Raw genomic sequence first — 19,362 nt, 5'->3', positions numbered from 1 at the left:
ATCACCAGTCCTCCATTTCCTTGGGCACGCCGCCGGACATGATGGCGTCCTGCATCCATTGCTGCATCATGCCGGCAACGCCGATATTGCCCACCAGCGAGGTCATCAGCGCGGTGTGCAGCGGCGAGGCGGCGTCGATCTGTTCCAGCGTGCGCTGGATCATGTCGTTTTTCTGCTTCAAGGTGGTGAAGGCCAGTTCGCCGGTGGCCGGGTCTTTGAATTCGCCCAGCAGCTTGCCGACGGCGTCGGCGTAGCGCTGTTTGTCTTCTTGCGAGTCGGACGCCGGCGGCGACAGCTGGCGCAGCGCCGCGAGGAAGGCCACCGCCAACGGGTCGGACTGGAAGTCCGGCCATTTGTGCGGCGGCGGCTCCACTGGCTTGGCGTCGTCGGTCGCCGGGGTTTCCGTCGGCGGCGCGGCGCCGTCGGCGTTTTGCGCCGCGGCCAGCAGCCGTTGCTGCAGCGGGACGATGTCGTCGCCGGCCGCGGCGGCGCGGCCGATGGCGGAAGGGGTCAGCGAGGGGATCATTCCGGGCTCCTGTCTGCGGCGGTCAAGGCCGCCAGGTCTTGTTCCAGTTGCGCGATCAAGCCGCGCAGCGCCTGCTCCGACAAACGGCGGCAGTCCTGAGGCAAGGGCTCCAGGCATTGCAGCAACTGGCGGCTGGCCGGCTCCACGTATTGTTCCGGCGAGAATTCCGCCGCCTGGTCCGCGCAGCGCATCATGAAGCGCGTGTCGGCGTGATAGTCGATCTGGATGGCGCCGGGCCAGTTTTCCGTCAGCAGCGTCATCAACTGCGGCTGCAGCGCGCGGGCGCGCTTGGGCAGCTGCAGATAAAGGGTGGCGTCCGGCTGATCCAGGCCGCGCAGCCATTCGTCCAGCAGCAGCAGCAGGGTGTCCGGATGGTCCACGGCGGCGCTCAGCATGGCGCGGGCCTCTTGCTCCAGCCGCTCCCGCCAGTTCCAGGCCATGGCCTGGCCGGCGGCCAGATGGGCGGCCGCGTGTTCCAGCGCGGCGAGCATGCCTTGCTGATAGCCGTCCTGGCAGGCTTGCCGGCGCAGGGCTTCGGCCTGGCGCTCGGCGTCGCGCAGCACGCGCTGCGCCTGTTGTCGCGCCTCGCGTTCCAGCTGATCGGCGCGTTCGGCTCGGCGCAGCTGGCCGCGGCGCACCAGCACGCCTTCAGCGGCGGTCGGAGGGCGGGATGTGGGGATGTCTCTGGGCATGTTGTAGGGCCAAGGTCAGAATCAGGGCGTCGGCGGGCGGCTGCGGCGGCGCGGCGTCGGCCTCCGGCGGGAACTGCAGCGGCAAGCGTTGCGCCAAGGGGCGCGGCAGACGCTCGCGCCAGGCCTGCAGGCGGCCGTAGCCGGTCAGCAGCAGCGCGCCGTGGCTGAGCGCCGGCCGCTGCGCGGCGGCGGCGTCCGGCGGCAGCGCCACGGCGGCGAAGTCCTGCGCCCAGTCCGGCAGCCGCAGCAGGCCCGCCTGCCAGCCCAGGCCGGCGCGCAGCGCGTGGCAACCCAGCAAATAGGCGGTTTGCGGCAAGCGCCGCCAGTGGCGCAGCCATTGCCGCGCCAGCGGGTCCAACTGGGCGTCGGCGCAGTCGCTGTCCAGCCGATAGGCGGAGATCAGCAGCTCATTGGCCGCCGCGCGCGCGGCGGCGGAGGCGGTCAGCGCCGGCGGCAGAACCAAGCGCCGCGGGTGCAGATAGGCCAGCGGGTCGTACAGCAGCGCTTGCAGCGCCGGCGAGCGGGCCGCGGGCCGGCTACTCATGTCCGGCCTGCGGCTCGGCGGCCGGCGGCTCGGCGACGGGTTTGGGCGCGCGGCGCTGCCACAGCCAGGCCGCCGCCGCGCCCAGGAGGGCGATCAGCGCCACGCCGGCCATCAGCCAGCTCAGGCCGGAGCCGCGCTCTTCCGCCGGCGCGGTGGGCGCCTGCTGCTGCGCCTCGCTGCGCCGCGACAGCACCACCGAGATATTGTCGTAATCGATGTCGGCGAAACTGTTCTTCAGGAAACGCTTGATATCGTTGACCATTTGCTCTGGGTCCACGTCGCGGTCGTACACCGCCAGCGCGGACAGGTGGATGGGTTTGGCGGCGCGGCCGCCTTCGCCGGAGTCCAGGTCGTAGCTGACGTGCACGCGCGCGGACAGCACGCCGTCCATGGTTTGCAGCGACTGCTCCAGCCGCTGCTCGATGGCGGAGTACAGCCGCGCCTTTTCAGCGCGCGGCGAGGACACCAGCGAATCCGCCGGGAACATCTGCGCCACTTCCACCCGTGGCCGCGACGGCAGGTTGTAGGCCTTCAGCCAGTCCACGGCGGCGGCGAAGTCCGGCTGCGCCACGGCGATGCTGAAGCCGGTCTTGCCGCGGTCGGTCTTGTCGGCCTCGATATTGTGGCGCTGCAAGACGGCGATCACTTCATTGGCCTGCTGCTGATCCAGGCCTTTGAGCAAGTCCTTCTGCTGGCAGCCGGTCAGCAGCAAGGCCAGCAATACGGCTTTGAAACCATGGCGGATCATGAGCGCAGCAGGCTTTCTACCGCGCCCACGGTCTTGCGGGTGAGGGTGCTGATCATGGACACCTCCAGGTTGTAATTGGAGGTGCGCTGCTGCAGCTCCATCAGCACGGCCGGATTGCTCAACAGGCCCGGCTGTTCCAGCCGTTGCAGAATGGCGTCCTTCTCCATGCCTACGCCGACGGCGTTTTGCGAGAAGGCCTGGATCAGGCGATCGTCCAGCGACACGAGATTGTGCTCGGAGCGGGTGATGTCGCTGACCTGGGCGGTCAGCGAATCCAGAGAGAGGGCGGCGATGGGGGTCATGGGCGGACTCCTGAAGCGCCGGCGCGTGGCCGGCGTCGGGGTTTAGCGGAAGTTCTGGATGATGGCCGCGTCGATGTCCTTGAACACCTTGACGGTGTTGGACTGCGCATTGCGGTACAGGTTGTACTCGGACAGCTTGCTTTGGTAGTCGGCCAGCAACTGGGGGTTGGACGGGTTGCCGTTCAGCTTATCCAGCGCCGTGGTCAGCTCGCCCTGGAGCTTGCTGGTGCCGGTGTCGAACTCCTTGGACATGTCGCTGAGGGTCCAGTCCGGATTGGTGATATCGATTGCCATGGTGGTTTGCCTTTGGGTTTACAGAGGTTTGGGGAAATACCAGTGGCCGGTCGCCATCTTGACGTAACCCTGGTTGCCGTACTTGAAGGACTTGCCCTTGAGCCAGTCGTCCTTCAATTCAATGGCGAATTGCACGTAGCGGCCGCCCCACTGGCGGTAGTAGTCGTCGACGAAGCGGCGCGCGCGCAATAGTTCGCCGTCGTCCAGCGCGCCCTGGATCACGAAGGTGATGCCGTTGGGCTGCTCGCTGCGGGTGAAGGGCAGCGCCTGGCGCGACAGGCCGGTTTCGGCCTGGCTCGCGGCAGCGGCGTCGTCCACCGGCACGATGTCCACCGCGTCGGCGTAGGGCATCTGCTCGGCCAGCCGCTGCGACAGCGCCTGGCTGGCCGGCCCGCCCAGCGCGGCGCGCTGTTGGCTGACCCACAGCTGCGGCCGGCGAGGGTTGTCCAGCTGCAAGCGGTAATAGGGCAGGTGGGGGTAGTTATCCGCCAGCCAGCGGCCCATGCGTTCGTTTTCCTGCTGAGGGCTGAGCACCTGCGCCGGGCGGTTGTAGTCGCCGCGCGCCAGCACTTGCCGCGCCCAGGCGCTGTCGCGCTCATTGGCAGCGGAGACGTAGAACACGCCGTCGCGGCCGGGCAGCACCTGGAAGCGCTGGCTGTCTCGTCCCAGCAGCGCGTTCAATTCCGAGGCCTGGCGCTGCGGGGTGTTCCACAGCCAGTAGCCGCCGCCGGCCAGCAATAGCGCGGCGATCACTGCCAGCGCCACCGCGGCGGCGGCGTGGCGGCGCGCCGGTTTTTGTTCCGGCGGCGGCGCGTCCTGGCCGTGGCCCAGCACTTCCGGCGACCAGGACAGGTGCTCCGGCCGCAAGGCCAGCTCCAGCGCGCCGATGCGCAGCGGGCGGTTGAATTCGGCCGGACGCTCGTCCACGCCGGCGTCGCGCAGTTCGCGCAGCGTTACCCGGTCGGGCTCGGCGCGGTCGATCAACACTTCGAAATTGACCCCGCCTTGCTCCAGAGGAATGAACAGGGCGTCTGCCGGCAATTCCGGCAACTGGCCGGCCTCGGTCAGGGCGGCGGCGGGGCCGACCAGGAACAGGGTCTTGCCTGGCTGCAGCAGGAATTCGCAGCCGCGCAGCGGGCTGTTGAGCAGGCGGACCACGATGGGCGCCGGCGCGGAGAGAGTGATGTCTTCAGCTGCCATGGTGTCTGTCGGTGAGTGCGCAAGGTTCTGCGATGTTGGCATCCACTTTACGGACATGCGGGGACGGATTCCTGATGGAAAACCGATGAAATCTCGGGAGGGGAATCAGATTCGGGGAGGAGGGAAAAAGCATGGCGGCGTGCCGCGGAAGCGGCGGCCGCCATGTAAAGGGGGATCGGGAGAGTTGCGGAATTACCGCAGCTGAGCGCTGGCGGCCCGCGCCGCCATTTTTTGCTGTCGCTCTTTCAATTCGTTAATGAGCTCCGCTCCCGCCGGCGAGGCGGCGGAGGGCTTGGAACCCGGCTCCTTGCGCAGTTTCTGGCTTTGTTCATCACGCAGTTGCTGGATATCGGCCACGCTGGCCGCCGCGACCTTGTTCCAGGCGCGCGCCGGGCCGGCCGCCGGGGCCGCCGCGTTGACGGGCGGCGGCGGTGGGGGAGGCGGAGGCGGTGGAATCTGACCGGGCTGCGTCGGCTGCGGCGCGGCGGCCAGGACCGGGGCTGCTGGCGGGGCTGCCGCGGCCGGTGCGGCTTGTACGATGGCGGCCGGCGCTTGAGGCGCCTTGGCCGGGGCGCGCTTGCCGGCGGTGTCCGCCAGTTTCTGCTCGAAATCCTTGAGCGCCTCGGGCGTCATGCGTTGGCGCAGCAATGCCATCGGGTCGCGTTTGGGCGTCGGCGCGGCGTCGGCGCGGGCCGGGCCGACGTCCGCCAGGGGCGCGGGCTGCTGCAGTTTGGCCATGGGCCGAGCCGACGTTTCCGCGCGGGCCTGGGGCGCGGCTTGCTGGAAAGCTTGCCGCAGCAGCCCTACCGAGCGGCCGGGCTGCGCCGTGCGCGGCGCGGGCTGGGGCGCGGCGCCCTGGCTGACGCCGCGCAACTGGGCGGTCCAGGCCGAGGAGGGACTGGGCTTGGGGGAGGTGGGCGGCGGCGTCGCGGACAGCGCGCGCGGGGCGGGAGAAAGCGAGCGAATCATGAGAGCTCCTTGCTTGGGGGTGGGGCGGCTTGGCGCAGCTTCTGGTAGCGCCGCCACACTTGCTCGGCGTAACGCATGCGCAAGGCGCGGCGGCTGGGCGCGGTGCCGGCGTTGTAAGCGCCCACCGCCTCCCAGGAATAACCGTAACGTTTCATCATCTCGGCCAGGATGGAGGCGCCGACGACCACGGACAGACAGGCGTCGCCCATCAGCTGCGGTTCGGTGACGCCCAGCTGGCGCAGCCGCGGCAGATGGGTGCTGTTGATCTGCATCAGGCCCAGGTCCCGGCTGCCGTCGCGGTTGCGGCCCACCGCGTCCGGCTTGAGCCCGGACTCCTGCTGGGCGATGGCGTAGAGCAAGTCCGGCGCGATATTGAACATGCGGCCGGCGCGATCCCAGCAGTCCGCCCGCGCCGCGCCGGCGCACAAGAAGAGGGCGGACAACAGACAGACGCGGATCACGCCGCCTCCGGCTGGCAGGGCTGAGCGTGTTCCGCCAGCTCGCTCAGTCGCGGATCGTGGCGCCAGGCCTTGATCCACAGATAGCCTTCGGCCTGCAATTGGCGCCAATGCTGGACCGCGGCCTCCGGGCCCTGCGCGGCCAGGATCAGCGGCAGCAGGCTGGAGCGCACCTGGCGGCTGTCCACCTTGGCGAGGAAGGCGCGCAAGGCGGGCACCGCGGCGTCGCCGCGACGGCAATAGTCCACGTAGCTGTGATTGAGGGCGAGCAGGCCGGCTTCCTCGCCGGAGTCGCGCACCGCCTGCACCAGCTCGTCGGCTTGCGCGTGCTGGCCTTGCAGCCCCAGCAGCAGCGCCAGCACGCTTTGCAGCACCGGGTGGTTCTGGCCGTATTGGCAGAGCTGGCGCTTGCCCAGCGACACCGCGTCGTCGATGCGGTGTTCGTAATAGGTCAGCCACAGCTTCAGAATGCTGGCGGAGATGCGCGAGGGGTCGCGTTCCAGGCAGGCGTCCAGCGCCTGCTGCGCCTGGGCCAGCTTGCCGGACAGGAATAAATGCCAGGCGTGGTAGTAATGGATGTCGACGGCATCCGGCGCCAGCAGCCGCGCCTGTTCGAACAGCGCCTCGGCCACCGCCTGCTCCGAGCGCATGCTGCTGAGCAAGGCCAGCAGTCCCAGCGCCTGCGGATTGGCCGCGTCCAGTTCCACCGCCTTGTTCACCGCCTGTTGCGCCTGGATCAGCGCCTGGGCCTGGTCGAACAGGCCCAGCTGGGCCAGGGTCAGATAGCACTCGGCCAGGCTGCAGTAAGGCAGCGCGTGGCTGGGGCCGGCGTTGACGCATTGGCGCAGCAGCATCAGCGCGCGACGCAGGCTGGACGGGGTGTGTTGCTGCAGTTCGTGGCGGCCGTTCAGATAGGTGATGGCCATGTCCAGCGAGCCCAGCTCGTTGTTCTGGCCCTGGTTCCAGCGCAGGCCGGGAATGCGTTGCGGCAACAGGCTGGCGAGCCGGGTTTGCAGCGCGGTGATCGGCTGTTCCGGGCTCAGCTCTATGCTTTCATGGTGGATCAGCTGATGGCCGGCGGCGCGCACCAATTCCACCCGCAGCTTCCAGACGCCGCCTTGCTGCAGGGTCTGGCCGGCCAGGTAGTAGTCCGGGCGCAGCTGATCGATCATCGCCACGATGTCGGTGACGTCGCGGCAGTTTTGGGTGATGGTGGCCGGCAGCACGATCAGGCCGAACGGCGAGTAGCGCGACAGGCATTGCACCAGAGCGTTGTGCAGGCTGACCGCGTCCAGCTGCGGATGGGTGCGGAAGGGCAGCACGGCCACCGAGCATTGCGCCGCCAGCGGCGTGGGTTTGGACACCATGGCCACCGGGCGGCTGAAGCGATAGCCCTTGCCGTACACCGTGTCGATATAACGGCAATCCTTGGTTTCCAGCAGGATGCGCCGCAGCGCGTAGATACAGCGGGTCAGCGACTCTTCGTTGACTTCGCCGTCCGGCCAGACGCGGTCCAGCAGCGCGTCCTTGCTGACCAGCTCTCCCGCCGCTTCCAGCAGGGTGGTCAGCACAGCCAGTTCCTTGGGCGGAATGCTGATCTGCTGCTCGCGGTGCAGCAGCATGCCGTCGAAGTGAAGGACGAAGTCGCCAAAAACAAATTGCCTGTTCATGAAGCCATCTTTATGTAACGCCATCTTCTAGTTCCTCTTGCGCGCACGGCGCAATAGCGCATGGCGGACCATGCGGATCGAGTCGACCAATGCTGCGACTTGTGTGCTATTCCCCGTAGCATCGCGGCATGTCGGCGTGTTTTTTGTTCGGTGGATCTGTTGGGTGATTTGCGCTGGTTCTTGGGGCCGGCTGCGGATTCGCATCGCGCGGCGTGTGTCCGCCGCTTCCCGCCCGCTGTCGCCTGGAATTGCCAGTGTCGTCAACTGGCGCTCAAAGCCTTTATCCGGTCATAAAAACAGAGAGAGTGGATGGTACTTTTGCCGCCGAGGGCCAGCTTGCAAAAAATGTTCAGCGAATGACATGGTCTTGTTTGTCCTGTTGTTATGTCATCGGGTTGTTAGGGAGGTTTTTGATTTCCTTCGCATAAATTGATGTATGTAGGAATACTACGTGAGGGAGTGCTTGCTACAAATGGGAAAACTCTCAAAAACGAGGGGGGCGGCTCGGACGAGGCCGCGGCCGATTTATGCAAGTTCGGTTACCGGCGTTGGGGTAGTTTGACGCTGTCGCCGAGCATGCGCCGGCGGCCCCTCATCACCGTTGTTCTGGCCTCGCCGCCAAATCAGGAGCGTTTGAAATGTCTTTTAATGTTTCGTCGAAGCCGACCGCCAATTCCCCCCGTTTGGCGACGCTGTCCGAGCCGCAGCCAGGCGCGCCGTCCGCGCCGGCGCAGAGCCCGTTCGCGGCCGCGCTGCGCGGCGGCGGCATGACGGCGCAGGCGCCGGCTGTCGAACAGAAGCCGGCGTCCAAGCAGGCCGACGCCTGGCAGGCCGTGATAGCCGAGCTAGCTCGGGACTGCGCTAAATATTGCGACTTGGCGGCCCAGGGCGTGAAAGACGGGACAGTCAGTCCCGAGGCGCGCGGGCAATTGCAGGGGCTGCTGCTGGGCTGGACGGAGATGGGGCGGGAATTGCAAGCGGAAAGGCCGTCGCCCTTGGCGTTGGCCGCGAACTTGAAAGCCGGCAACGGCGAAAACTAGGCAGGCGCTCCGGGCCCGGCCCGGCGTTTGAGCCGCGATGCGGCGCGAGGAGGCATCCATGTTGGACACAGTTGCAAGCGGGGCGGGTACGGTGCGGTTGCAGGGCTTCCGCCGCTTATCGGAATCTTCGGCGCCGCGGCCGGCGCAGGGCCTGGCCGCCGCCTTGAGCGGCGCGCGCGGCGCGGCGGAACGCCGCGTGGAAGACGCGCCGCCGGCGCGCGGCAGTCAGGTGGTCCTCAGCGACGACAAGCTGCGCTTGCGGCGCGAAGACCTGGGCCAGACCCTGCTGGCGATGAAACGCGAAGCGTATCGCCAGGCGGAGCCGGAACGCTCGCGCTGGCCGCGCTGGGTGCAGGCGCTGAACATCCTGCCGCGTAGCCACGCGGTGGCGCCCAAGACGGTGGCCATCGTGGAAAGCTTGCGGCAGAAGTTGGCGGCCGGTGACGCGCAGACGCCGCTGGACATTAAAGAATGCGCGCGGTTGTCGTTGGACATGGAAGCGCTGGCGCGCGCGGCGACGCCGGGCAGCCCGCTGGCGGAACTGGGCCAGCGGCTGGCCCTGTTGGGCCAGGCGGCCTGGGCGCAGTTGGCGCGGACGGAGGCGGAAGCGCAACTGCTGCCGCAATTCCAGCGCTTTGATCAGCCGGGCGCCAGCCAGGAGCGCAATGTCGGCGCTTCGGTTGGGGTCGGCCTGGGACTGGGCGAGGCCGGCGCCGGCGCCAAGGCCACCTTCAGCGTGGGCCTGGCCTGGAGCCGCGGCATGGACAACGACGACGAAGGCTTCGTGTTCCAGAACCAGGGCAAGGCGGTGTCCGCACGCGCCGGGATTCAGGGTGGCGTCGGCGTCGCCTCCTTGTCCGGCGCGGTGGAGGGGCGTCGTCAACGTACGCGGGCGGTGGAGTACGCCAGCTCCCGCGCCTTCGTCAAACTCAAGGCGGACCAACTGGCTCACGGCTCGCGCCGCGACACCCTGGGCGTCAGCGCCCGCACCGCGGTGGGCGCCTTGATCCGCTTGTTCCGTCCCGGCCACGGCAATGAGTTGCGTCAGTACCAGCAATTGCAACAGCAGGCGGCGGATCAGCAGCAGCGGCTGGGCGTATTGCTGGGCTGGCTGGGCCAGCGCGACAGCGCCGCGTCCCTGCCCGGCGCGCAGATGCCCTATCTGCCGCCCAGCACGGTGGACAGCGTCAAGGGCAGCGCCTCCGCGCGCGCCGAGGCCGTGGGCATCGGCGTCGGCGTTGGCGCGGCGGTGGAGCGTATCGACATCCAGGCCGACGCGCTGACCCCGATCTGGCAAGGCCTGCGCCAGGAGCAGGGCGCGGCGCGCAACGCGACGATCGCGCAACAGCGGCTGGCCGGCATCGAACAAAAAGCCGCCGCGCTGATGGGCGCGGACGCGCGCAATCATCCGCTGAGCTGGCTCAGCGGCGCGCAGAGCATGGCGGCGCTGCGCGAACAGACGCCGGAGCGGCTGCGCGACGCCGCGGACGGCCTGCGTGCCGAATTCGAACATTTCTGCGCCGTCGCCCAGCAATTGGACGCCGGCATCGGCAAGCGTCAGGGCGGCACGGCGGTGGAACGCTCCATCCAGGCCGCCTGGCGCGCGGGAAGCCGAGAGGAAACGCTGGCCAATATGGCGCTGGCCCACGCCGCGCTGACCCTGAGCGCGGCGGGCAAGGGCGACGAGGCCTTGTTGCAGAGCCTGGACGAGCTGGCGCCTCGGCTGTACGCGCCGCCCGTCCGTCACGACGCGGCGGCGCTGGCCAAGCGCACCAGCTTCCACGATGTGCTGCGCCTGCAGATCCGCGACCGCAGCGTCGCGCTGGATCTGGGCGGCGCGCTGGGGCCGCTGGGCCTGAAAGCGGAAGCCTCGCTGACCGAACGCACCCGGGTGCATCACAATCCGGTGCGAGCCGGGGATTACAAGGACGTGAGGATCAGCCTGTCCGGCAATCTGAGCGGCTCTTGGCCGTTGGACGCCTTGCGCGACGCGCTGAGCGCGCAGCTGGCGCCGCACGGCCTGGCCGCCGAAGTGCCGGCGGCGCTGGCCGGCCTGCAAAGTTCCGCGGGGCTGCAAGGCGGCGGCGCGCTGACCCTGCTGCTGCGCTTTTATCGGCCGCAATACCAGACCCAGGCCGATTTCCCGGCCGAAGCCGCCGGCTTTCGGCTGCAACTGAGCCGGGTCAGCGCCAGCGGCAACCTTGGCCTGTCCGCCTCCGGCGGCGTGCCGCTGCAGCCGGGCGTGTCCCTGGAGCTGGGCCTTAACGCCGGCGCCTCCGCCACAGCGGTGCTGGGCGAGCGCTGGGGCGACAACAGCCTGAGCGCGCCGCTGATGCATTATCTGCACCTGAAGGCGGTGGACGAGAGCGAGCGTTGGCCCGCGATGAGAGAGGCGCAGCGCCCGGCGCTGGAAGCCTTGTGCCGCAAGCTGGCCGAGCCGGGCTCGGCGGTGCGGCGGGAGGCCGATTACTACCTGCGGCGCCAGGGCGCGGACGGCGCGGATTTCTTCGCCGCGATGGAAGCTTACGCTGTCGGCGGCTCCAGGCCCGCCGGGGACGCAGCGCTGAAGGAACTGGATGCGATGATGGAGCGCCAGCTTCCCTTATGGCAGGCGGACAAGCAGAGTTTCGCCGGTTGGGAAGAACTGCCGCTGGCGCGCTAGCGGCGGTGGATTCTAGCGGCGGTGGATTAAAGATGAAGAGGATCAAAGCGCATGAGAATCTCGGCTAGCGGCGCGGCCATGCCGCCGCCGCGACCGGAAGCGACGCCGACGGCGGCGCCCAGCCGGCTGGCGCAAGCCTTCAAGGGCGTCGACAGCGTGGGCGAGCCCGCGCCGCGGCCCTTGGAGCGTTTCCGCGACATCGCCCGTTTCGTCGCCGCGCTGATGCCCAAAGAAGGCGAAACCGGACTGGTGGACGAAGAGTTGCGCGAGGCGCGCGACCCTCGCCATCGCTACCGGGAGTACGCACAGCCGGCGCACCGGCAATGGGTGGCCAGCGGGGACAGCGCCAGGGAAAACTTCTTCGCCTGGATGGATGCTCGCCCGCAGCTGGAAATCAACCTGGCCAAGCCGGGCCAGCCGCCGCGGATGGCGCGCTTGGGCGACGCGCCGCAAGTCAGCTATCTGAGCGACGCCGCCGCGCTCCAGCCCTATCTGGCGGAGGTGGCCGACGGCGTATGGCGGCGGCCGGACGGCACGGCTATCGACACCGCCGGCTCCAAGGGCAAGCTGGGCATGCCCGGCTACGCCATCTTGGTGCTGGACCGGGACGACAGGCTGTTTGTCCACGACGCGGTGCCGGGGCGGCTGCACCATACCAGCGCCAGCGCCGGCAGGCCGGTGCGGGCGGCGGCGATGATAGAGCTGCGCGAGGGCAAGGCCAGGTCGCTGATGCTGTCTTCCGGCCACTATATGAGCGATCTGGACGATCTGGAGCGGCTGCTGGATTTTCTGAACGGCAAGATGGATCTGTCGAAACTGGTGGTGCTGGCTCCGCATGAGGACCGGGCGGAACTGGCCGAGGTGCTGGCGCCCTATCGCCAGGCCCGGCGCTGAAGCCGGGACGGTTTCAGACGCAAGCGGCGCGCCAATTTGGCGCGCCGTTTTTTTTATGTCAGCTCGGCGCCCGCGGCTTAGGTGAGCGCTTTTTGGAAGTGCTTGATCTTGGCTTGGATTTAAATACTTCCGACTGTTTTATTTTCTTAATTTTCAGGAGTCGCAGACATGATGCTGAATTCAGTCGGAGTTCGTCTGCTTCAAACCTCATCCTCCAATGCCGGCGTGGAATCGGTGCAGGCCAGCAAGCGTTTTGCTCAGGTTTACGAGAAGAGCGATTTCAAGGCGGTGTCGTCGGAAATCCATATGGTTTGGCTTGGCTCCAAGCCTGGCGACAGCCAGCAGAAATATCTGCGCGGAGGGTTGGAGAAAAACCCGAACAGCACGGTGAATTTGTGGGTGGATTCGAAACCATTCGGCGCTTACGCGGTGAATAAGGAAGTCCGCGAACAAGTGAATACGCTATTTCCGGATGCCAAGCAATATCAGCAGGAAAAACAACTACGCGGCTTGTTCAGTCAATTGAAGGCGAGCTTGCAGTCTGAGGACAAACCACTGGGCCGTGCGGTGCAGAAAAAGGAAATGCCATGAGCGAAAAAATGAATGATCAAACCCACTCCTTGGGCAGGTCGTTGAATTCTGTGACCTACAGTTCATTATCATTCTCTCAAAATATTCATCATGAACTTAGTTCCTTGGTTCGCGATGCGCTGACCGAGCTGGGCGTTTCAGACCAATTGTTGCATGGTTTTGACTCACACTCAACCATAGCCATTGATCTAAATGAAGGGCTATCTATTAATGTTTCGCTGGTCGACGATCGCCTCTTCATTTGGTCATTTATCCCGATTGGTGAGGCGCTGTTGATAGACAATGCCAGGCACATCATGCCTGTTCTCACAACTGTAATGGAATATGTTGAAACGGGGCACTTAACATTGGGTAAGTGCAATGATGGTTTCGAATTAAAAGCATTGATTAACCCGAGCGCATTGCTTGAAAATAAATTCAGTGAAGTTATTTATGGTTTTTATGGCGCGCTAAAGATTGTGTCTAGCCACCGATGAGGAAGGATGTTTAATGCTGGAAATTAAAGTCAATCACATCGCCCAGGTCGGCAGATGCCAAGCAGAACAGCAGGGTGAGCCTCCGTTGCTGCCGGTTAAAACAATAAAAAACTCCTCAGGAATGATGCGTTTCAAAGAAGTCGCGCAATTCATTATGGAAATGATGCCAAGAAAAAGCCGTGGGGAAGCAGGTGCTAATCAAAAATACTGGCTGGAAATTAAAGATCCGAAGCATCGCGATAGGGTTTCGTTGAATGGTCTTGATGCCCAGTCCGGTGCATTAAGCGCATGGCAGGAAGACGCTAATAGCAAGGTTGGGCTATTCCAGTGGATTGATCAGCATCCCGATGTTGAAATCAATACGCTCAAGAATAAACCTAAGCATCCTCTGTCGCAGGATGTCGGCTATATCAATTATCTATCCTCAGATCAAGCCGCTAATTATCGGGTAACGCTTTCACAGGGTGAATGGAAAGTAGGGGGTAAATTATTAGATACGACACATCTGCCAGGCAAGGCCGGGATGGAGGGCCACGCTGCCATTGTTGTCCATCGCGATGGAAATATCTTTGTCCATCCATATGAAAAAGGCAAATGGCAACATACTTCGACGACAGAAGGTAAGCCGGTTTTATCAGCGGGCATGATACTCATTGCACAGGGAAAAGCGAAATCATTTCATCTGGATTCCGGCCACTATATGCCGCAGCGGCCTCAGCTAGAACATCTTTTAGCTCGATTGGCGGCGCAAGGCGTCAATATTGACGAGCTCGATATCCACGCCAAGTCTATCGCGCAGGGTGATATAAAAGCGCTGGTGAGGAAGTATTCTGGTTGACGGTGTTGTTTGCCAGGTGGGAGTTTAATAATACAAACACATTCTATTAGGATATAGACAATGATCCAAGTCCAAACATTGCATCGTTCTACCTCTATTGCGCCGACTGAGCAAAGTCATCAGCGCAATCAGTCCCTAAATGTGCGGGCAGTGCACAATACTCAAAACTCGCCGATGCACAGAACGCTGGACATCTACGGTATAGATGATAATCGGAAAGCGTTAAGTCAGCTAAATCAGGATAAATACCATGTGTTGATTAAAAAAGACCACTCAGGTAATTCTGATTTAACCCACGGTGCCTATGTGTCCAAACAGGGTGAGGATGGCTATGGCAACTTTAACTGGTTAAATCCAAAGGGGCTGATGAAATATCAAACCCCAGATGTCGCTGTTATCAGCTTTACGAATAAAGATCAGTTAACACAGCTTAGCGAGACCTACTCGAAGACTCCCTTGCCGGATTTTCTCACCAAGGTACTTAATGCAGAGGCCTGCCTAGATACTGATCTTTATCGCCGGAATGAGAGTCTGGCGCAGTTTGTTTCGCCAATTGACAGCACGCAACATGGATATCTCATTAGTCCCAATACACCGTACTGCGATGCAAAAGTGTTGGATGCCTATGTCAACGCTCCCGAAACACTCAAAAATAGCAAACATGGCATCATCTTGTGCACCTACGCGATTCATCCGGGTATACAGTCCTCATTTCTGGAGTCAAGAAATCATCAATCAGGCCCTGAGAGGCTTGAGGCAAGCCAAAAGACGCCACAAAAGATGATTGATGAAAAAACACAGATTGACTCCTTGACCAGTATTCTGAGTTTAAAACAAGAGCATCTTCCGCAGCTCGAAAAATTGCGACAAGAGACAGTGCAACATCTTCGAAATGTATATGCTGTAAATGAACATGACAATACCAGAATGTTTTTCCATTTTCCCGTTGCAGAGAAAACCGCCACGCTTCACTTGCACACCTGGGTAAACAAAGGCGATCACCCGCTGAATGAACCAAGATCTTTCGATCTCGACGCGATTATTGCGCATCTTAAGTCCGGGAAAGAGATTGGCGATCTTGTTCTTGACCGAAACGGGGGGAATTATTTTTTGCCGACCTCAGATTCCATTAAGGATATTAGCGGTATTCCATTTAAAGGCGTGCACGACAATGTTCTAAATCTGCCTTTGTAATATTTATACTTGGCCTTTTGTTCGTTGGAGTGCGATCAGTAAGCCTGAGTGACTAAGTGCAGCCAACGCACCTGCAACGTGCAATATGACAATTACAGGAGATAACTCATGATTTCAATTCAAGCGTTGCGGCCTTCTGCTGCGACTTTGCCCGCTGACTCGAGTCGCTTATGCCATGAGACCCTAGATGTACAGGCAGTACGTAACTCTCAGGCCAGCCTGACACAACACGAAAGCTCTGCGATCCGCAGAACATTGGATGCTTACGGCATTGATGACAACCGGAAAATCCTGAGCCAGCTAAATCAAGACAGGTATCAGGTGTTGATTAAGCAAGACAAATCCGGCGCCGCCGATTTAACCCATGGTGTCTATATATCCAAACAATCTGAAGACGACTATGGTAGTTTCAGATGGCTAAACCCAAGAGGTTTGCAAAAGTATCAAACTAAGGACCTGGCTCAGGTAAGGCTGACAACAACAAACCTGGCGCAGCTCCAGGAAACGTACAAAAACGAAAATACTACCCAGTTCCTGGTTGAGCTGCTACGCGGTAACAGCTGGGAACCTGGCGATAAGGTATACAATGAGGTGTATAAAAAAAATCCCGATATCTTCCATTACTCTGCCCCGTTGGGGACGGGCAATGGGTTTCTGATTTATCCGAATATTCCCTATATGTCGCAAACCTACACTGCTGGACAAGTCACGGATTTGGCCACTAGGCCAGAAGGCATTCAGCTGACGGCCTGGGCCGTTCATCCTGCTTTGCCACATGACTTGATTCAGGAAATGAAGGGTGACCCTTCAATAGAAAAAGTAGCGGTGAATCAGAGTGAGGAATTAAATCAATATAACGCCGAGTTAAAATCAGGCGTGAAGTCATTGACTTCTATATTGGATTTGGAGCAAAGCGATGTTGGAATGCTGGAAAAACTAAAGCGGGATAGCCTTCAGTGTTTAGTTGATACCTATGGGGTGTCTGCTGAAAAAGATAAGGTTAAGTTGTTTTTCCATTTTCCGGTGGCGCCTTCAACCGCTACCTTGCATATGCATATTTGGGTGAACAAAGGGGATCATCCTTTAAATGAGTCGCGCGCATTTGGTATTGATGAGGTCATTCAGCATTTAAAGAGTGGTGGAAATATCAATGAGTTGATATTGTCCCGAAACGATGGGCAATTTATATTGCCGAGCAAAGATATGCTACATAAGATTAAAGGCATGCCTGAAAGTAAAGCACCAATGCCTGCCGACTATAGCGAACTTAGGCTTCCTATCGATGTGGCGCATCAAAAGGACATGGCCTAAGACCCGCTAACAAAACCCCTGACCCTGCGTTGCGCCTCCTTGTCGTACGACTGGTACTGTAGCTTCGCAGAAACTTCGTTTTCTGCGTCGGCGCGCCTTGGCTCAGCTTCTCTGCGAGCTTTTGTTAGCGGCTCTAAGCGCCTGCTCATGATCCAATACGCATAGCGAGACGCCGGACGGCGGACCGGAAACGTTCAGCCTGTTCCCGCTCAGGCGCCGCCGCCGTCCGCCGCCAGCCAACCCGCGCCGTTGCGGTCCAGTTCCCTCACCACCTGTTCGCCTATGCACAGCCCCAGTTTGCGGTAGCTCTCGAACTGGGATTCGTCGAACCACTGATTGAGCGTGGACTGGTGCGGGAAGGCCGGATGTTCGGCCCGGTATTGCAGCACGTCCACCGGCTCCATGCCCTGGCCTTGCAGGCAGGGCTTCAGGTAGAGCAGGTGGCCGTTGGCGCCGGAGGCGTAGCGGATGTAGCCGACGGCGAAGGCGGACCGGCTGAGGCCGGTGGCCGGATCGCGGCGGATGGCGTCCACGTCGATGTGGATTTCCGCGCCCAGGTCTATCCGGCATTTGCGGATGGCGTTGCCCAGGTCCTCGAAAGTCATTTGTTCGTCCTGACCGGCGTCGCTGATCACGATCAGCCGGCATTCCCGCCGCAGCAGTTCATACAGGCCCAGGTTTTCGAAGTGGCCGCCGTCGCTGAGATAGACGAAGTCCGAACGGGCGTTGGTCCGGCCCAGCAATTCATTCAACAGATAGACCCAGCCCTGCGGCGGGGACATCGCCTGCAGCGCGGCGCCGGGCTTGCCCGGATTGGGGCACCAGCGGCCCAGCCGCACATTGAACACCGTCAGCAGAAAAGTCACCGCCGGAGAGCTGTGATAACCCTGGTTGGGGCTGACCGCGGCGCCGGACACCGCCATCAGCGAGCCTAGCATCGGTCCCTGCTCGGCCCCGGTGGCGTCGTCGTGCATATAGGCGCGGGTGGGCACAAAGGCGTCGATGACTTCCGGCGCGCTGTCGGGAAATTTGTAGCCGCAGTACAGCGGGGTGAAGGTGAAGGAGGCGGCCTTGCGCTGCTGCCAGGCCAGGTCGTCGCCGGCCACCAGATTGAGGGCGGTGTTGATCAGGTGGTAGGGCCGCTGCGGCGGGCCGGAAGGCGAGCCGGCCAGCTCGGCCAGCGGCAGGTCGTCGTCGGCGTTGAAGCCGGTGAAGCGGTTGACCGTGTCCGCCCGTTGCGGCGCGCTGGCGCCCAGATAGCCGCGCGTCAGCCGGTTGCGGTAGAAGTTGTGCAGCGAGAACAGATTGATGTCGAAGCGGGAGGAGGCGAACACGGCCAGTCCGACGAAGGCCAGGATCAGCGCCGCGTACAGCCCGCCGCCCATGCCCTGTTGTTCCGAGGCGGCGAAATGCAGCGCGGTCCAATCGCTGAGGCCGCAGCGCTGAAAGCCGCACAACTGTTGGCGCAGCTGCCAGCCGTCGGCGTGGATCTCCAGCGCCGCCAGCAGCCAGCTGAGGCCGGCGCTGAGCAGGATCAGCAAGCCGGCGACGAAGACGTAAGGCCCGATGCGGGCGACCAGGTCGCGCCAGTCGGCGGACTGGCCGCAGCCGGTTTTGGCGGACTGGCCTTGCCAGACCGCGGCCAAGGTGGTCAGCAGCCAGGCCGGCAGGGTCAGCGCGCGCAGCCAGTCGGCGGTCACCGCCAGCAGCGGCAGCGACAGCGCCACCACGAGGAACAGCAGCACCAGCGCCAGATCCAGCGCCAGCAGCAGGCCGCCCAGGCGCGACCACCATTCGCGCTGCAGATCGGAGAAGCTGCGTTTGACCAGGCCGATGTGCAGCGCGGCGCTGAGGGCGAACACCGGCGGCAGCACGGCGAAGGCGCCGGCCACCACATACCAGGCCTGGGCCAGCGGCGCGCGGATGCCCAGGCCGTAATCCAGCGCCTGCAGCAAGAGCCACAGCTTGCCGCCGCCGGCCAGGCCGGCCAGCAGCGCCCACAGCACGCTGCGCAGATAGCCGTTGCCGCGCAGCTGGCTGAAGCCGCGCGCGAGCAAGGCCCAGTAGCCGGCGTAGGCCAGGCTGGAGACCAGGGCCACCCGCCACAGCGGCAGCTGGTGCCAGAAATCGGCGCGGTTTTCCAGTTGCTGGAGGGTGAACACCGCCATCGCGTAACAGAAAAGCAGCAATAGCCCTATGCTGCAGGCCGGGGCATTGGGCGAGGCGGCGGTTTTGCCGTCGCGGGTGGTGGCGCGCGCCAGCAGGGCGGACAGCACGGCGGAGGCGGCGGCCACGGCCAGCGCGGCGGTGCCCGCGTAGGGCCAGGCGGCGAGGCTGCGCGCCAGGCCCACCAGGAAATGGGGGCCCAGCAGCAGCGCCAGCAGCAGACTTTGCAGCACGATCTGGTTGAGGATGAAGTTGCGCCAGTAGGTGATGACGGCGGACAGGGTGTCCAGGCTGAACAGGCCGGTCTTGGGCGTCAGGTAGTTGCTGTAGTCGCGCAGGAACTGGATGGCCGGCTGGCGGCCCTGATGGTCGCGCAGCGTCTGTTCCATGCCGGCGTTGCCGGCGCGGCGCTTGAGCGCGGACAGCCAGCCGCCGAGGTAGCCGCCGCCGGACACGGTGGACAGGTAGTCGAACTCGCGCAGCCAGCGGCTGCTGGCCAGCGCTTGCAGCACGCCCAGGTTGAAGGTGGCGCTGCGGATGCCGCCGCCGGAGAAGGCGAGGCCGGCTTGCGGCGCTTCGCCGCCGCCTGGGCGTTCCACGCCTTCTTCCGCCCGCGCGGCGGCGAGGCCGGCGCGTTCGTCGGCGTGGACTTGGGAGAAGGGCTGGGTCGGGGTGCTCATCGGGTCCTTTCCGACGGAATGGGTCGAGGTGGCGGCGCGGGTGGGGCGGGGAGATGATATGGGTTTGCTTCCCTATCCTCTCCACGCCTAAAGGCCACTCGGCAAGG

Annotated in this window: 19 protein-coding genes; 8 read left to right on the top strand and 11 right to left on the bottom strand. The window is 63.4% G+C overall.

Going from position 1 to position 19,362, the window contains the following annotated elements:
* Position 1 precedes the first annotated feature (1 nt).
* The 10 genes from ACODRW_RS06460 to ACODRW_RS06415 all read right to left on the bottom strand — a co-directional run bounded on the left by ACODRW_RS06460 (position 2) and on the right by ACODRW_RS06415 (position 7,427).
* Complete coding sequence (locus tag ACODRW_RS06460) at positions 2-526, bottom strand: hypothetical protein (RefSeq protein ID WP_235086007.1); 525 nt, start codon at positions 524-526, stop codon at positions 2-4.
* Positions 523-1,218, bottom strand: coding sequence for a hypothetical protein (locus ACODRW_RS06455; RefSeq protein WP_227105414.1), 696 nt, complete (start codon positions 1,216-1,218; stop codon positions 523-525). Before ACODRW_RS06455 ends, ACODRW_RS06460 begins: the two co-directional genes overlap by 4 nt.
* Complete coding sequence (locus ACODRW_RS06450) at positions 1,175-1,762, bottom strand: type III secretion apparatus protein OrgA/MxiK (RefSeq protein ID WP_107800846.1); 588 nt, start codon at positions 1,760-1,762, stop codon at positions 1,175-1,177. The genes ACODRW_RS06455 and ACODRW_RS06450 overlap by 44 nt, the downstream gene beginning before the upstream one ends.
* Positions 1,755-2,510: an EscJ/YscJ/HrcJ family type III secretion inner membrane ring protein gene (locus ACODRW_RS06445; RefSeq protein ID WP_107800845.1), complete on the bottom strand. Its 756-nt coding sequence runs from the start codon at positions 2,508-2,510 to the stop codon at positions 1,755-1,757. The genes ACODRW_RS06450 and ACODRW_RS06445 overlap by 8 nt, the downstream gene beginning before the upstream one ends.
* On the bottom strand, positions 2,507-2,812 hold the full coding sequence (gene sctI / locus ACODRW_RS06440; protein ID WP_166454395.1) for a type III secretion system inner rod subunit SctI: 306 nt from the start codon (positions 2,810-2,812) through the stop codon (positions 2,507-2,509). Before sctI ends, ACODRW_RS06445 begins: the two co-directional genes overlap by 4 nt.
* Positions 2,813-2,854: 42 nt before the next feature.
* On the bottom strand, positions 2,855-3,106 hold the full coding sequence (locus ACODRW_RS06435) for a type III secretion system needle complex protein (RefSeq protein ID WP_166454394.1): 252 nt from the start codon (positions 3,104-3,106) through the stop codon (positions 2,855-2,857).
* An 18-nt stretch (positions 3,107-3,124) separates the two neighbouring features.
* Positions 3,125-4,306 carry a PrgH/EprH family type III secretion inner membrane ring protein gene (locus ACODRW_RS06430; RefSeq protein WP_488876608.1) on the bottom strand — a complete coding sequence of 394 codons (1,182 nt, stop codon included), beginning with the start codon at positions 4,304-4,306 and terminating at the stop codon, positions 3,125-3,127.
* A gap of 192 nt (positions 4,307-4,498) precedes the next feature.
* On the bottom strand, positions 4,499-5,275 hold the full coding sequence (locus ACODRW_RS06425) for a hypothetical protein (RefSeq protein ID WP_488905392.1): 777 nt from the start codon (positions 5,273-5,275) through the stop codon (positions 4,499-4,501).
* Entirely contained in the window at positions 5,272-5,736 is a 465-nt protein-coding gene (iagB, locus tag ACODRW_RS06420; protein ID WP_304502823.1) for a type III secretion system invasion protein IagB, read from the bottom strand. Before iagB ends, ACODRW_RS06425 begins: the two co-directional genes overlap by 4 nt.
* On the bottom strand, positions 5,733-7,427 hold the full coding sequence (locus ACODRW_RS06415; RefSeq protein WP_256477528.1) for a HilA/EilA family virulence transcriptional regulator: 1,695 nt from the start codon (positions 7,425-7,427) through the stop codon (positions 5,733-5,735). Before ACODRW_RS06415 ends, iagB begins: the two co-directional genes overlap by 4 nt.
* A gap of 614 nt (positions 7,428-8,041) precedes the next feature.
* Between ACODRW_RS06415 and ACODRW_RS06410 the strand changes: the two genes are divergently transcribed.
* From ACODRW_RS06410 to ACODRW_RS06375, 8 genes are all read left to right on the top strand, one after another.
* Positions 8,042-8,443 (top strand): hypothetical protein, encoded by a 402-nt coding sequence (locus tag ACODRW_RS06410; RefSeq protein ID WP_227105408.1) that lies wholly within the window; start codon positions 8,042-8,044, stop codon positions 8,441-8,443.
* Positions 8,444-8,501: 58 nt separating this feature from the next.
* Positions 8,502-11,105 carry a hypothetical protein gene (locus tag ACODRW_RS06405; protein WP_488905391.1) on the top strand — a complete coding sequence of 868 codons (2,604 nt, stop codon included), beginning with the start codon at positions 8,502-8,504 and terminating at the stop codon, positions 11,103-11,105.
* Between the two features lie 51 nt (positions 11,106-11,156).
* Positions 11,157-11,999, top strand: a complete 843-nt coding sequence (locus tag ACODRW_RS06400; protein ID WP_488905390.1) for a hypothetical protein — start codon at positions 11,157-11,159, stop codon at positions 11,997-11,999.
* 168 nt (positions 12,000-12,167) lie between these two features.
* Positions 12,168-12,590, top strand: coding sequence for a TcdA/TcdB catalytic glycosyltransferase domain-containing protein (locus ACODRW_RS06395; protein WP_488905389.1), 423 nt, complete (start codon positions 12,168-12,170; stop codon positions 12,588-12,590).
* Positions 12,587-13,066 (top strand): InvB/SpaK family type III secretion system chaperone, encoded by a 480-nt coding sequence (locus ACODRW_RS06390; RefSeq protein WP_488905388.1) that lies wholly within the window; start codon positions 12,587-12,589, stop codon positions 13,064-13,066. Before ACODRW_RS06395 ends, ACODRW_RS06390 begins: the two co-directional genes overlap by 4 nt.
* Before the next feature lie 13 nt (positions 13,067-13,079).
* A complete protein-coding gene (locus ACODRW_RS06385) occupies positions 13,080-13,904 on the top strand; it encodes a hypothetical protein (RefSeq protein WP_488905387.1) in 825 nt (274 codons plus the stop codon).
* A 60-nt stretch (positions 13,905-13,964) separates the two neighbouring features.
* Positions 13,965-15,098, top strand: coding sequence for a hypothetical protein (locus ACODRW_RS06380; RefSeq protein WP_488905386.1), 1,134 nt, complete (start codon positions 13,965-13,967; stop codon positions 15,096-15,098).
* 108 nt (positions 15,099-15,206) lie between these two features.
* Entirely contained in the window at positions 15,207-16,409 is a 1,203-nt protein-coding gene (locus ACODRW_RS06375; RefSeq protein WP_488905385.1) for a hypothetical protein, read from the top strand.
* A gap of 209 nt (positions 16,410-16,618) precedes the next feature.
* On the opposite strand, the gene ACODRW_RS06370 is transcribed toward ACODRW_RS06375, so the two are convergent.
* Positions 16,619-19,255 (bottom strand): hypothetical protein, encoded by a 2,637-nt coding sequence (locus ACODRW_RS06370; RefSeq protein ID WP_488905384.1) that lies wholly within the window; start codon positions 19,253-19,255, stop codon positions 16,619-16,621.
* Between the last annotated feature and the right edge of the window lie 107 nt (positions 19,256-19,362).

This window comes from Chromobacterium sp. FG89 (assembly GCF_057808735.1).
This window is presented reverse-complemented; position numbering and strand designations above follow the sequence as displayed.